Here is a 14555-nt window from a genome sequence, read left to right on the forward strand (position 1 = left end):
AAAAGGCTCTTTTTTTACGTCCAATTTTTAAAAACTATATTTTGCTAATAAATTGACACGAGAGTAATCACCCTTATCGCCTGCGAATGTTTCTCTTTGGCCATATGTATATTCTGCACCTAAATCAATATTTTTAACCGGATTCCAGATTAAATTGACCAAGGCATTATAAATTTCTTTGTTATAGCTGGTGCTGGTTAAATTGCTATTTGCATAGGTGTTATCATCTTTGTATTGAATACCGCCTATTGCAAAAGTAGAGCGGAGGATAGGGCTCCATTTCCGTTGATAGCCAATAACGGCACTATCAAATTCACCTAAATTAATATCCTGAGTCGTTGTGTCATAGGCATAAGCTGAGTTGCTATAAAGTAAATAGCGGCCATCTCCTTTAACATGATAGTAATTAGCAACCAAGCTATCTTGAGGCGTTAAATCATATTTACCACCAACGCCGACACCCCAACCAAATTTTTCTTCAGAAGTACTATCTTTTGGAGCTACGCGGTTTTCATGGGCAAGACCATGTAACTGTAATAGGCCTTTATTATCTGTAGTTTTGAAATCATATCGTGCTGTTAAAGCGGGAAAGCGGCTTCCACCAGCAGCATTCCCAGCTTTTTCAACATCACCGCCTTCCAAGGCAACTAATATTTTCTGTTGTGCATTAATTGGCTGAGTGTACCTAACCTGTACTGTACGTGTAGTACCTGTACCAATAGCGCCATTAAAATCTACTGTTTCTGGTGATGTATCAGTGTTTACAAAAGGTGAGGTGGTTTGACCAGCTAACCATTTTCCTAAAGACATATAGGCATGGCGAACACGGAAAGTACCATTACCATTATCGCCATTTCCACCCATGAAATCGGCTTCAATTTTGCCGGTTAAATCTCCGTACTGAGTAGGTCGAGTAATGTCTAGACCAATTCTTGAAGTTGCAGCAGATACATTTAGTGAGTCTTGTTTCGGATCATCTTTATTTAATGGGTAGTTAGCGCCATTTGAAATGCTGCCATTTGAACCTTTAAAGTCATAGGTTGCATCTGCGCGGACACTACCATAAAGCTTAACTTGGGTTTGCCCATCTGCCATCGCCATCCAACCCGGTTTTGATACAGGAGGTGTAGGTGTAGCTGGTGCTACGGGAATTGTTGCAGGAGCACTAACCGACAAAGCTGTTTTTTGTTGATCAGATAGTTTCTGGACGAGTTGTTTTAACTCCTTTACTTCATCACGTAAGGCGTTAACTTCAGCATCTGTAGCGGCATGCACAGGCATCGTCACGCTAATTGCGCCTAAAGAACTCATTGCTAGCACGAGTGTTTTGATCTTATTCACAGGAACTCCCCGACATGGATAAAAATTTTCCTGCAAATACATAACAATAATAATGCCAACTTTAAGAATTTAGAAAAATGGTAAAATATCTATAATTATCATAGTCCTATGTGTAAATAATGGGGCGAGTAATATCTTATATTGAAAAAAATAAATGAGAGCATGAAATTGACTTTCTAAAATGCGCCATATCCTCCATTATTTGCACGGTTAAAATGCACGTCTGCAATAAAATGTGTAAAAGAATTAAACGTTTTAGCTATTTTTAAACCTTTGTATTTTAAATACAGGTAAGTTGTATAGGGTATACTGTCCTCACTGTAAAATTCTGGCTGGAGATAACAATGGAGTTAGATCGTTTTGATAAACAAATTCTAGAAATTTTGTCTCATGAAGACTTAAATTTGAATGAACTTTCAGAACGGATCAATCTGTCAGTCAGTTCTGTGCATCGCCGGATTAAGCATCTGATTGAAGCCAACGTTATGGGGCAGCTCAAAAGGGAAATTAATTTTAGTAAACTTGGATTTACCTTACACATCTTATTGCAAGTTTCATTGAGTAAGCATGACACCGAAACATTTGATAAGTTTCTTTCTGAAATAGAAGCAATTCCAGAAGTGACCAATGCATTTCTTGTGACAGGGCAAAGTGCCGATTTTATTTTAGAACTTGTAGCACGCAACATGGATGACTACAGTGAAATTTTATTAAGACGTATTGGAAAAATTGACAATGTTGTTGCGCTGCATTCCAGCTTTGTGATTAAAAAATATAATGTTTTTAACTGCTATAACTTACTCAATAAACTATAAAAAAACGCACCAAATGGTGCGTTTTTTTAATTCAAATATTTGAATTAGGCATCAAGCTGAGCCAAAACCTCATCTGTGAACTCAACGTTTGTATAAACGTTTTGTACATCATCAAGATCTTCAAACATATCAATCATTTTAAGAATTTGTTTTGCTTGATCGACATCAGTAATTTCAGCTTTAGTTGATGGACTCATAACAACTTCTGCGTTGTCAGATTTTAAACCAGCAGCAGTTAGAGCATCTTGAACTTCACCAAAAGTTTCTGGTGAAGTGATTACCAAAATTTCATCTTCTGAAACTTCAATATCTTCAGCACCAGCTTCTAAAGCAATTTCCATGATTTTGTCTTCTAAAGAAACATCTTCAAAAGTAATTTCACCACGTTTAGTAAATAGATAAGCGACAGAACCCGCAGTTCCTAGGTTACCATTTGTTTTACTAAAACAGTGACGTACATCTGGTACTGTACGGTTTAAGTTATCTGTCATTGTCTCAACAAGAACAGCAACACCGCCAACACCATAACCTTCGTAAGTTACTTCTTTTAAATCATCATTATCTTCACCACCGGCACCACGTTGGATTGCACGGTTGATGGTGTCACGTGTCATATTAACTGAAAGTGCTTTTTCAACTACTGCACGCAAACGAGGGTTACTAGCAGCATCTCCACCACCAAGTTTGGCAGCAGTCACAATTTCACGAATATATTTAGTAAAAACTTTACCGCGACTTGCATCTTGTTTCGCTTTACGATGCTTAATATTGGCCCATTTAGAATGACCCGCCATGGACGTGAACTCCAAAAAAAGAAAATGCAAAAGTGCTGGAATATTAGCATAGGCTTGGTTTTGTTGAAAACTGTTGCCCTGCGTTTTGTTAGCTAATTGAATAAGAATAATAACCTTAAGGCCTAATGAGTGAGATCAGGCCGAATCAAATCCAATTTGATCTAGTTAATTTTGACATCTATGTCAAATTGCGCATATAGCTCTTTAATCGTTTCCAAATCTTTTTGTAAGTCTGTCGGGTAAATTTTACCTAGAATCCCGCCTTGTTTGCTTCGAGCATTGGCATACATGAGTACAATTGGAACATTAGCGGCTTTCGCAATATGCCAAAAACCTGTACGGATAGGTTTACGTTCTGAGCCATCTTTCGCACGAGTAGCTTCGGGAGCAATCACCAAGTTAAAAGTTTCATGAGTTTGAAATTGTTCAACCATTTGAGAAACAATATCTTTACTCGCTTTGCGGTCAACGGGAATGCCACCAAGTTTTTCTAAAACTGGCTTAAGGGGACCCTTAAAGAGTTCTTTCTTTATTAAAGTATGAATCTTAATGTCTAAAATTTGGAAGAGAGCAATAGAGAGCACTGCATCTAGATTTGAGGTATGTTCAAATCCAATAATAACTTGTTTTTTTTCAAAAATTTCGGGATCTACATTATAGGTCCAACCAGCAGCTTTAAAGATAGAGTTAGCTAGAAATTTTTTCATAGATCAGTGCAAGGTGATAAATTTGCAGGATTCTAATATGAGTTTGTAAAAAAGCCTAGAAAAATTATGAAAGCTAAAGTAGCCAATTAAAAATGAAGATTATCTAAGCTTGAAGATTTAAAAAGTTCTTTTTTATTTTTCTTTAAACATAATAAACTTAGATAATTTTAAAATTAAGAAACCTGTTGAGGTATTTCTTCATTAATTAAAAACTCAATATACTGCCAAATTTTTTCAGCATTAATTAGTTTTTTATCTGTTGTTCCATCAATAATCATCCCATCAATAATAGAAATAATAATATGAGTAAGGGGAGTAGGGTTTTCTATACCTAATTGAGTGAGCTGGTCTTGTAGTAAATGAGTTAACCACTTTGTATACTCATAAAATGGTTCACGAATTGAAGTATATTGTTTAGATACTTCAATAAATGCTTTTTTAAATAAGCAACCATTAAATGTTTCGCTATTGATCCATTCAATATACCAATTAAAAATAATATGAATTTTCTCAAGCGGGTTAGCATCTTGACGTAAATTTAATTGTTCATTAATTGAATTTTGAATATTTAAGTTTCTATGTTGCAAACACTCCATAATTAAATTTTCTTTTGAAGGAAAATATTTATAAAAGGTCATCTTTGCAACATTAGATTCAGCAATAATACGGTCAACACCAGTTGCATTGTAGCCAATCTGATTAAATAAATTTAAAGCAGTATTTATAATATCTTCTTTTTTTGACATTACTATTCCATATAGTTAGAACTAATTATAACTTAATCGAAAAAATTAAAATTTTAATATTAATGATCATAATAAAAAAAGGGATTGGATTCAAGTTGATATTGTGATAATGATAATCATTAACATAAGTTTTTTTTAATTTTCTATTTGATTTCGTACGATTTTAATTCTAATATGGATTGATAAGGGAACATATTTAAATATTAATTTAAGTCATTGTTTTTATAATAAAATATGTAAAAATCGATCAGGCTTCAATAAGTTTAATGAGAGTAGATATGCCTAAGAAATTTGAGAATTTTAATAATCCTAGAAAGAAAGCACTCTCAGGGATGAAGCAAAGCATTTCTACTGAACTATGGGAAAAAAATTCAGACTTTTTGACCCAATTAAGAGAAAAAATTGCTAAACATGCGGTGTCACATCATCCTGCAATTGATATTTTAAATAACGGAGAAATTAATAAAGAAAATTTAAAAAAAATACACTTAGAATACCGCCATGCAATTGTACAAACTTTTACTGATGCATTGCTCATGGCCCAATTTCAAACTAAACAACTAGAGCCAAGATTGCATGCCGGTGCGAAAATGTTTCCGCGCTTTCTTTTGAGCCTAAATATTTTTGATGAGTTTGGATTTCGTCCAGGTTTAGACAAAGATGGTTATTATCAGGGAAATCCTGAATATGCTCACTATCCTTTATTTGAAGACGTATTAAATGATTTTGGTATTACAGAACAAGATCGTCTGACTTATCAGCCGACTGAAATTGCAAATCAAGTTAGAGTGTTTTTAGAAAATGCTTATGATGACTATAAAGCTGTTTCAGCCTTATTAGCAGTCGCAGAAGAAGAGGTGATTCTTTATAGTCCACCGTTACGTAAAGCGACTAAAGCTGTAGGTTTAGAGGTAGAGGGTGGTGGTTATTATCATGTGCATGGTATTTCTGAAGATGAAAGTGCCGAAGCCGCAGATGATGATCATGAAGAAGACTTATGGTATGTCTTAATGCAAGCTTGTACAGAAGAAGATTATAACTATATCGAAAAGTTATGCTTAGAGTATTGTGATTTATGGGAAAAATTTTGGGACGCTCAATTAGAACATACAGAGCTTATGCGGAAGAGAATCTTAGCTTAATAGAAGAAATAGAAGTATTAAGTTTAGAAAAACGTATTTTAAAGCAGTTAAAATTTTAAGATAAAATAAAATTTACATTTTGATAATTAAATTTTGAATATTGTTTATAACGGTAAAACGAATTCTATTTAGATAAGCATTAAAAAACCCCATAAACTTTTTAGTTTATGAGGTTTGAATTTGGTGGGCCCACCGTGACTTGAACACGGGACCAACGGATTATGAGTCCGCTGCTCTAACCAACTGAGCTATAGGCCCTATAAGTCAGAAAAGCTTTAAATCTCAAGGCCTTTCAGTGCGTGCAATACTAATCAATTTTTTAATCAAACACAAGTCATTTTCTAAACTAGGCACATACTAGACCTAAAAAATATTGTGTTATTTTGGTTAAATATTACGAGCGAGAGTGATTCTAGCGTATGAGTAGCTCATGAGTAAAGTGAACTTAGTTATTTATCGATCAATTAGAACTTATGTCAGTCAGAAGTTTATAGTGATTGGGTTTTAGTTAATTATCAGTTCGAATAGTTAATTCTTTTAAAAACATCTTTTGTTTGAAGAGTAATCAAATTTCAGGTTGATTGAATATTGCTTGAAATGTGACCAAAATTGGTTTTTCAAAAAAGTTTACAAACATAATTTATACATTTATGTCTTACACAGAATTTATAAATATTTGTTCAATAACGACTATAGAATATTCTAAATAAACTTAATTTAAGAAATATTTATCTACGCTAAATATTTAGAAAACGTATAACTTTATAAAATCCTATTTATAGAATGATGTACTCTTATCATAGTCAATTCTATATCATTTTAATGAGAGGTTATTCTTTGCAGTCTAATAGTTACTGTAATAAATCTAGTGAAAGTGATTATTTTTTTGAGTAAGGTGAATCCAAAATTCTAATTAATTTTTAAAAAACTAGTAATACAAAGATAATATTTATGAAATTAATTTTGTTTAGCGCATAGGGAAAAATCCATAAGTTTTAACGAGGAAATACAAAAATAAGGGAGTAAAGTGAGCTTCCTTAAAATTAAGACCTTTATCTGATTTTTAAAAAATTAGAACTTTTTAGTGGGAGAATTGGAAATTTTTTAATTGAAATTTCTTTCTTTTTCTCATGTGTTTTCTATACAAAACTTAAAGTGTGACTACTTTCACGCTCGATACAAATGATTGTATTTTATTGAATTTATTCTTGACTAAAATGCTAGGTTTTAATAAAGTACAAATGTATTTTCCCAAAATAAAAAACTATTGCTTAGTCCTGAAATACAGTAAGAAGCCTGCTTTTTAAAGTAGGCTTCTTGCTTTTTGTAATATAGAGAAAATAGGAAAGAGCAATAATCTGAATTTTAAAAGTAAGTATATAATTAGAAATAAAACTATAAAAAGATCATGTGTGCTCAGAGAGCTACAGTATAAGAAATTATAAATTTTCTTGAATAATCTGAATGAGTTCTCGAGCTGCTTTAGATAAGGGGCGGTCTTGAAGCCAAATTAAGTAAATGGATAGAGGTAAATGATTTTTAGTATTTTTAAAATCTAAAAGAACTAAATGACCTTGTGAAATTTTTTCTTGTACTAACGATAACGGGAAGTTTCCCCAACCGAGTCCTGCTTCAACCATATTAATTGCTGTTTGTAAACTATTCGTTTTCCAGTACATAGCACCAATAATTGACCGAGAATCTGTCATTTCATGGTCGCTACTCGCCACTACAATTTGTCTAATATTGATTAACTCTTCAATAGAAAAATGCTTTGTTTTTTCTTGTAGAAGAGTATGACTAGACGAGATAGTAGCAACGACTGTTTCAGTCATTACTAATTGCAGATTCTCACGCATTTTTATATTGAGGTCTGAACCAGCTAAGCAAAGACTAATTTCTTCCCTATAAAGTAAATTAAGAATGTCATCTTGAGGTGCAGTAATAACCTCTATATTTAGTAAGGGGAATTTATCAGCTAACTTCTTTATTGAAAAAAATAATAGTTTTGTATTTACGTCTGAGACCACACCAATACGTAATTTACTCTCTAGTCCTAAAGAAAGTTCATGGGCATGAGTACTAAATAGCCTAAGTTGTTCAGAAATAATTCGTGCTTGAGGTTCCAAAGCTAATGCGGTAGGTGTAGGAATGACCTTGCGTGGAGTACGTTCAAATAAGGTGTAACCCAATTCTGCTTCTAGATTAGCAACTGCCATACTGACTGCTGAAGGTACTCGATTTAGTTTACGGGCGGCCGCAGAGAAAGATCCTGTATCGAGTACAGTAATAAAGAGTTCAATATTTTCGCTGTTAAAATTCATTTTGATATCAGTAGAACTGAAAGCTATTAACTTTATATATGATTTTGACTGAAATTAAAATATAAAGAATTAATTAGAGTTTGCCTATTATGCAAGGTGTAAAGCGTCGAATTGTCTATGTTTCTTCTTATGAAGTCATCGGAATGATTATTTCATCAGTAGGTTTAGCGATTTTGGCAGGTGATAGTGTTGAACATACAGGACCACTCTCTGTCATGATTACGACCATCGCTGTAACTTGGAATTTTATCTACAATATTTTATATGAGAAGTGGGAGGCTAGACAGAGCAGTAATGTTCGTACAGTTAAGCGTAGAGTTGGACATGCTATTGGTTTCCAGCTTACCTTAGTCCTATTTTTGATTCCTCTTATTGCATGGTGGATGGATATTTCTCTGATTGCTGCTTTTTGGTTAGATGTGGCTTTTATTATCATTATTCCTATCTATACTTTTATATTTAATTGGAGCTTTGATAAGTTATTTGGATTGCCTGCTTCGGCACAAGCTAAAGCATTGCAAGAATAGTCACTAAATCAACTTAATAAGCTATCAAGGTGTGTGATTCTGATAGCTTATCTCTAGTTTAATTATTTGATTTGATCAATGACTAACTGCTTTGAAAACTTAAGTTGAGCTTTCTTGGTGAAAATATAATAAATCACTGCTGTAGAAATCAGTCCTACCAGCCATGATAAGTCGATCCCTCCTAACATTGCAGCAATTTGTCCCGTATAAAATTTACTATCAATAAAGGGCAGTTGGATCAAAATACCGAGAAAGTAGCAGGTGATACCAATTCGATTCCAACGGCCATACTTGCCATTTGGATCATAGAGCGCATCTACATCACATTCTTCTTTAGAGATAAAGTAGTAATCAACCAGATTAATAGCACTCCATGGAATAAAGAAGGTAAGTAAAAACAAAATAAATGCTTTAAAAGCACTTAAAAAAGTATGTTCACCTATAATTGCAATAAATGTCGAAATCACAACCATAGCTAAGACAATGAGTAATCTTGTTATTTTTGAAATTTGATTTGTCGATTTGAAACTATTCCAAACTGTAGCAATGCACATAAAGCTACCGTAAGCATTTAAGGTTGTCAGAGTAACTTTGCCAAAAGCGATACTAAAATATAAAAAGGTCACGACGAGGGCAATTGGGTTCATACCCACAACATATTGAACTTCATTTCCGACAAAATTGCCGTTTGCGACTTGAGCAATCAAAACACCTAGGCTCATGGAAATTTGTGAACCCAATAGAGAACCTAAACCAACGGCCCAAAATACACGATATGAAGACGTTTTAGTTGGAAGATAACGGGAGTAGTCTGCAACATAGGGCCCAAAAGAAATTTGCCAAGAAGCAGAAAGTGAAACTGCTAATAAAAATGAAGACCAACTGAAATGACGTACTGCTAAGAGTTCAGATAAATCAGAAAGTGCTAAAATTTGAGTCAAAATAATCACAAAAGCGATCAAACCAATAATACTGGCTACTTTGCCTACCAAATGAATTAAACGATATCCAATTGTTGCAAATATAATGATTAAACATGCGTAAATTAAGATGCCAGTTGTATTGCTGACATGTGCTAGATGTGCAATTGCTTTACCAGCCAATACCTCTCCAGTTGCTGTAAAGCCAATATACATGAGGCAAACAAGTATGATTGGAATACAAGCACCATATACCCCAAATTGCACACGGCTTGAAATCATTTGAGGAAGGCCAAGTTTAGGACCTTGGGCAGCATGTAGTGCCATAACGGCAGCACCAAAACATTGTCCCACGAATAAACCAATAATAGACCAAAAAACATCCCCGCCTAATACAACTGCTAGCGCACCCGTCACAATGGCTGTAATTTGTAAATTAGCACCAAACCAGAGGGTAAATTGAGCAAACACTCCGCCATGTCTTTCATTTTCTGGAATAAAGTCAATACTTCGGTTTTCAATAAAACTACTATTTGGTTTCTCAGCCGATGAGTCCATTTCACTCTCCTTGTCCTTTAAGAGTCCACTCTATTTTTATTAATTCAATATTTGTACAAACAAATATAAACATGTATATACAAGTAATTTGAAAAATAATCAAACAGTTTTTGAGTCTGTAAAAGCTAAAAGTGGCTTAAATAATTCATAGATAAATAGAAAAAGTATTTGACGAATTTTATTTTTTAAAAAGTTAAATAATGGAAAAATAATATATGAAAAAGCCCTCTATAGAGGGCTCAACTTTATGCGTTTGCATCTAAAACGATTTGGAAATAAGTAGGAAGTTCAGAAAATTGCACAAGTTGGGTTTTATCTTCTTGCTTAAAATAATATTGATAATTTGGAGTTTCTAAATGGTTATCTAGATATTGTGTTGCATCAGTAAACTGTGCTTTTGCAATGGGCTTATCTTTCTTGCATTTAATAATAACAGGATTTACCGAATTTAATTTTACAGGAACACCATTTTCAAATTTAGCAGTTTCAATCAACAAAGAAATTTTGAAATCACCAAAATTTACACAAAAGTGGCCTCCATTTTCTGTCTTAACTTCTCGGTCAGAGAAAAGATCTTTAAATAAACTCTTCAGGGATTCTCGGTGTTTATCTAAAGCAAGTTGAAATTCATGATCTCGTTGCTCGATCTTTTCTTGTTCTTCTTGTAGCAATTTGGCTTGCTTTTCAATAGTTGTAAAATCCAGCTTCATTTTAATATCTCCTTTGGTTGTTTTAAAACTATATATGGCAATCTTTTATTAAGTTTTAAAGAAACATACAGTATTTGTTACAACGGAATAATTAAGATGAGCTTTTGTATAAAACTTCAAAAATGTAAAAAATATTTTCGAAAATATAGGAACTTAAAGAGATTGTCGGGAGGTGATTTTGTATTTTATATTTGAAAATGCTGCTACATATTAATAATAGAATTTTAATGTAGCAGCATATTTCTTATTTTGTACAATGTTTTGCCATAAGTGGAGTACTTTTAATTTTTAAAAAACCTCCGCTACTCATTACACCAAGCATCACTAAAGCGGTTCCTACTAACTGCCAGATATTAAGCGTCTGGCCAGCAAGCAGAGCAATGATCATACTGAACACTGGTACAAAGTTAAAAAATACCGAAGCGCGGCCAGCACCTAATTTTTGTATGCCATTAAACCAGAATAAATAAGCAATCATGGTAGAGCAGATAACAACATATCCCATGGCTAAATGTGCATTTACAGGTGCAGATGCAATGGCTGAAAGAGGATTTTCAAATATCATACTCAACAAACCAAGTGTTATTGCTCCGAACATCATAGAAAAAGTCGTTGTTTCTAGCGGAGTAGCATTTTTTACATAACGGCGAGACAGGACATTTGCGAAACAAAATCCAAATGCACCCAATAATATAAATAGATCTCCAATGTCTATTTTTAGGTGAAGTAAAGTTGTTATATGGCCTTGACTAATCACAAGTAATACGCCACTTAAGCCAAATAAAACGCCTAAAAATTTACTAGTGTTAAGTTTTTCACCATCTAACATGATTGTCATTAATAGGGTCATTAACGGTGTAGTTGCCATAATTAAAGCACCGTTCACGGCAGATGTCGTTTTTAAGCCATAAAAACAGCCTATGTTGAAACCTGCAATTCCAATTACCCCAATCACAAGGTAGATAACTAAATTCTGGCTTAAGGCTGCCCATCTTAGTTGGCCAGTTATTGAAAAGATCAGAAGTAAGCCTAGGCTTGCAATTGAAAACCGTTCAGATGCAGCAGATAGCGGAGGCATATGTTGAATGATATAAGACATTGCATTAAATGCTGATCCCCAAAAAAACATTGTTAAGACAACACCAGCATAGGCATAAGCCACCGTTCTGTTCATGGACAGGCTCCCATCAAGAAAGGTTTTATTCTGAGCAATTACATAAAGGTGTACAATTCCATATTAATACACTTCTAATGTGAAAATTTGCACAATGATTGATTGGGAAAATTTACATTACTTTTCAGTTTTTACAGAAGAAAAGTCACTGTCAGCGGCTGCCCGAAAATTGGGAGTAGATCATGCAACTGTATCTAGAAGAATTGCCCAGCTAGAACAAAACTTAAAACTTAAATTAGTTGATCGTAGACCACGTACTTACATCCTAACTCCTGATGGTGAACGTCTTGCGCAGGTGGTTGCTCGTATGATGGAAGAAACTTTTTCTATTGAACGTTTAACTCAGGCTGGTCAGCAAGAAGTGATGGGAAGTGTTTCTATCAGTATGCCTCCTTTAACTGCGGCACATCTCATCATGCCTCATCTGGGCAGATTTTACCGACATTATCCTCAATTAAAATTGCGTGTGCTCGGTGATGTTCATTATGTTTCTTTACAGCATAGTGAGGCTGATATTGCGGTAAGATTTGGTCGTCCTAAAGATGAAAATTTAGTAGCTCGTAAAGTAGGGGAAATACCCTTTGGAATATATGCTGGTCCAAATTATTTGGCCTCAACGGCTCCTGAAAATTATGAATGGATTAGTGTTGAAGTGGGGGGAGTACATGGTCAAAAACAGCAAAAACTAAAAGAAAGATTAAATTATAAAGAACCCATAATGGTGACCAACCATCCCGAGTTACAGTGGAGAGCTGCATGTGGAGAAGTGGGGTTAGCGGTCTTACCGGATTTTTTAGGCGCTCTTAGCAATTTAGTTAGATTACAAGATGATTATCCGATGAGTGCTGAAATTTGGTTAGTTACACATGAAGATTTACGGCATAGTCCAGCAATAAGAGTAGTAATGGATTTTCTTGTATCTTGTTTTGAGCCTTTTAAAGTTTAAGCTGTTAACTCTCGATTTATATAAAAAGCTGCTGGAGTTCGCAGCTTTTTTATTTTGATATATTTACGTCAAACTGACTTCTATTCCGTTGCGTAAATTAGATTGATCCTGAACAGAATTTAAATCAATTTTGGCATAGGATTTGGTGAGTATACGTCTAGCAGTAAAATTAATTGGTTTTTCTAACAACTTTGGTAATTTGATACCTAAAGGATTGGTTTCAGTTTGAGAGACTTCTGTCGTGACTCTAGTTCCCATAATATAGTCAAACCAAGGTTTAGTAACACACCAATTAGCATTTTGATTACTTGTCATGTGATGATCATAGTGCCAAGGAATACGTTTTTTTGCATATTCTGAATCTAAATGTGCTTTTGAATGTACACGCCAATAATTCCATAAACCATAATAGAGCCCAGCTGTAAAAAATGGAGCGACAGGCAAAAAAATTGTAGCAGCTCCAGCTAATCCAATTAATGCTGTCTTTTCATTATAAATTTCAGCATTTTTAAACATTGATTCAGCATAACCGTCATCTTGAAAACCATTTAAGCGAGCGCGCTTATGATGAGCGATGTGAGTGAAAAATGGGCTATTACGATACTGACTTGGATATTCGTGTAACCAGACTTTATGAAAGTACCATTCAAGACCATTAGCAACAAAAACACCTACAGGGAAACCAAGCATATTGGGAACTTCTTAATTACAATTTAAAATGATTGTAAAAGAAGAATGTTTTATCCCTTTGACTTAACAGGCAGTTAAATAAGTGTCATTAGAATCAATTTAACTATTTTGTTTACGCTGGCGATAAGCACTAGGAGTCTCACCAGTCCAACGTTTAAAAGCTCGCGTAAAAGCAGAGGGTTCAGAAAAACCAGTTAGATAAACTATTTGATCAATAGTTTCTTGTGTGTGAGCAAGTAAACGTCTGGCTAGTTTTTCCCGATGCTGATTTAAAATTTTCTCATAATTTATATTAATTGCTTGTAAATCTGCTCGAAGGGTACGAGGGTTACGATTTAATTGTTCAGCAATAAATTTTTGATCAAAATGCCCAGATTCCAGTAATCCATTGCTAAGCAAACGCTCAATAGCATAAACGAGTTGATGCTTTTCTAAAGTCATTAACTGTTGTTCTGCAAGCGTTTCATGAATTCTTAATAATTCTGGTTCAGCAGCTGGTGAAGCTTTATTTAAAAGTACGCTAGGAAAAATAATAGAACCTTCCATTTGCCCTAAAATCACGGAGCAATTCCATATTTCCTCATATATTTCTGCTGATGCACCTTCTTGATGGGGCAAGATAATTTGAGTAGGTCTGAACTCTTTATTTGTAATATATTTAAAAAAATTAAGAAAAATACCTATGGCACATTCAAGATAATGTCTTACGGGATGCTTAAAACCAGACAGTATTGCTTGATCTTCCTTAATTGTTAATTTTAGGTCAAATACATCTGTAAGTATGGCTTGATATCTTAGAGCCCGCTGTAAACCTTCTCCAAAAGTTGAGCTACTCAAAAATAGATATTCAATTACTAATCCCCTAAATGGTGGCATTTGACTACCTACATGCAAGCCAATATCAGGGTCTTCACTTATTTCTTCAGCCGCTGTCCAAAACCTTTGTTGAGTCGAATTATCTCTACGAATATTTTTATCGGGAGGCTGATTGGGTAAATTTACACTTGCAAAAATAGATGCTGCATCTAAGCCCATCTTTTGCATAGTCTGATAAGTCATCCACAAAAAAATTCCAGCATCTGAAGAACTTTTTGACATATTTTGATTACAACCATCCCTATAGACTCTATGGTGCATTCAATCATGATTTTACTATTGATG

The 14555-nt window shown here is 34.1% G+C and carries 14 protein-coding genes and 1 tRNA gene; 4 read left to right on the forward strand and 11 right to left on the reverse strand.

Features of this window, described 5'->3' with window-relative positions:
• Nucleotides 1-27 precede the first annotated feature (27 nt).
• Nucleotides 28-1341 (reverse strand): DcaP family trimeric outer membrane transporter, encoded by a 1314-nt coding sequence (locus tag F886_RS10090; protein WP_005304547.1) that lies wholly within the window; start codon nt 1339-1341, stop codon nt 28-30.
• Nucleotides 1342-1685: 344 nt separating this feature from the next.
• Between F886_RS10090 and F886_RS10095 the strand changes: the two genes are divergently transcribed.
• Nucleotides 1686-2156 (forward strand): Lrp/AsnC family transcriptional regulator, encoded by a 471-nt coding sequence (locus F886_RS10095; protein WP_004642558.1) that lies wholly within the window; start codon nt 1686-1688, stop codon nt 2154-2156.
• 44 nt (nt 2157-2200) lie between these two features.
• Here the strand turns inward: F886_RS10095 and F886_RS10100 are convergent, their stop codons facing one another.
• The 3 genes from F886_RS10100 to F886_RS10110 all read right to left on the reverse strand — a co-directional run bounded on the left by F886_RS10100 (nt 2201) and on the right by F886_RS10110 (nt 4403).
• Entirely contained in the window at nt 2201-2950 is a 750-nt protein-coding gene (locus F886_RS10100) for a YebC/PmpR family DNA-binding transcriptional regulator (RefSeq protein WP_005304550.1), read from the reverse strand.
• Nucleotides 2951-3111: 161 nt separating this feature from the next.
• Nucleotides 3112-3657 (reverse strand): 1-acyl-sn-glycerol-3-phosphate acyltransferase, encoded by a 546-nt coding sequence (locus F886_RS10105; RefSeq protein WP_005304553.1) that lies wholly within the window; start codon nt 3655-3657, stop codon nt 3112-3114.
• Between the two features lie 173 nt (nt 3658-3830).
• Nucleotides 3831-4403 (reverse strand): TetR/AcrR family transcriptional regulator, encoded by a 573-nt coding sequence (locus F886_RS10110; protein WP_005304556.1) that lies wholly within the window; start codon nt 4401-4403, stop codon nt 3831-3833.
• Between the two features lie 278 nt (nt 4404-4681).
• Between F886_RS10110 and F886_RS10115 the strand changes: the two genes are divergently transcribed.
• Nucleotides 4682-5545, forward strand: a complete 864-nt coding sequence (locus tag F886_RS10115) for an iron-containing redox enzyme family protein (protein ID WP_005304558.1) — start codon at nt 4682-4684, stop codon at nt 5543-5545.
• A 181-nt stretch (nt 5546-5726) separates the two neighbouring features.
• On the opposite strand, the gene F886_RS10120 is transcribed toward F886_RS10115, so the two are convergent.
• Nucleotides 5727-5803, reverse strand: a tRNA-Ile gene (locus F886_RS10120).
• 1181 nt (nt 5804-6984) lie between these two features.
• On the reverse strand, nt 6985-7869 hold the full coding sequence (locus F886_RS10125; protein WP_005304566.1) for a LysR family transcriptional regulator: 885 nt from the start codon (nt 7867-7869) through the stop codon (nt 6985-6987).
• Nucleotides 7870-7958: 89 nt separating this feature from the next.
• Here F886_RS10125 and F886_RS10130 point away from each other — a divergent pair, with 89 nt between their 5' ends.
• Nucleotides 7959-8396 carry a PACE efflux transporter gene (locus tag F886_RS10130; protein WP_005304570.1) on the forward strand — a complete coding sequence of 146 codons (438 nt, stop codon included), beginning with the start codon at nt 7959-7961 and terminating at the stop codon, nt 8394-8396.
• A 62-nt stretch (nt 8397-8458) separates the two neighbouring features.
• Here the strand turns inward: F886_RS10130 and F886_RS10135 are convergent, their stop codons facing one another.
• From F886_RS10135 to F886_RS10145, 3 genes are all read right to left on the reverse strand, one after another.
• A complete protein-coding gene (locus tag F886_RS10135; protein ID WP_005304571.1) occupies nt 8459-9874 on the reverse strand; it encodes a purine-cytosine permease family protein in 1416 nt (471 codons plus the stop codon).
• 245 nt (nt 9875-10119) lie between these two features.
• The gene (locus tag F886_RS10140) at nt 10120-10584 is read right to left on the reverse strand and encodes a hypothetical protein (protein WP_005304574.1); all 465 of its coding nucleotides are present in this window, start codon (nt 10582-10584) and stop codon (nt 10120-10122) included.
• Nucleotides 10585-10828: 244 nt separating this feature from the next.
• A complete protein-coding gene (locus F886_RS10145) occupies nt 10829-11758 on the reverse strand; it encodes a DMT family transporter (protein WP_005304577.1) in 930 nt (309 codons plus the stop codon).
• A 94-nt stretch (nt 11759-11852) separates the two neighbouring features.
• Here F886_RS10145 and F886_RS10150 point away from each other — a divergent pair, with 94 nt between their 5' ends.
• On the forward strand, nt 11853-12704 hold the full coding sequence (locus tag F886_RS10150; protein WP_005304579.1) for a LysR family transcriptional regulator: 852 nt from the start codon (nt 11853-11855) through the stop codon (nt 12702-12704).
• Between the two features lie 63 nt (nt 12705-12767).
• Here F886_RS10150 and F886_RS10155 read toward each other — a convergent pair whose 3' ends face one another.
• Both F886_RS10155 and F886_RS10160 read right to left on the reverse strand, forming a co-directional pair.
• Entirely contained in the window at nt 12768-13394 is a 627-nt protein-coding gene (locus tag F886_RS10155; protein WP_005304584.1) for a sterol desaturase family protein, read from the reverse strand.
• A 99-nt stretch (nt 13395-13493) separates the two neighbouring features.
• On the reverse strand, nt 13494-14492 hold the full coding sequence (locus F886_RS10160; RefSeq protein WP_034591070.1) for an AraC family transcriptional regulator: 999 nt from the start codon (nt 14490-14492) through the stop codon (nt 13494-13496).
• Nucleotides 14493-14555 lie beyond the last annotated feature (63 nt).

This window comes from Acinetobacter sp. NIPH 542 (assembly GCF_000369825.1).
Classification (GTDB): Bacteria; Pseudomonadota; Gammaproteobacteria; order Pseudomonadales; family Moraxellaceae; genus Acinetobacter; species Acinetobacter oleivorans.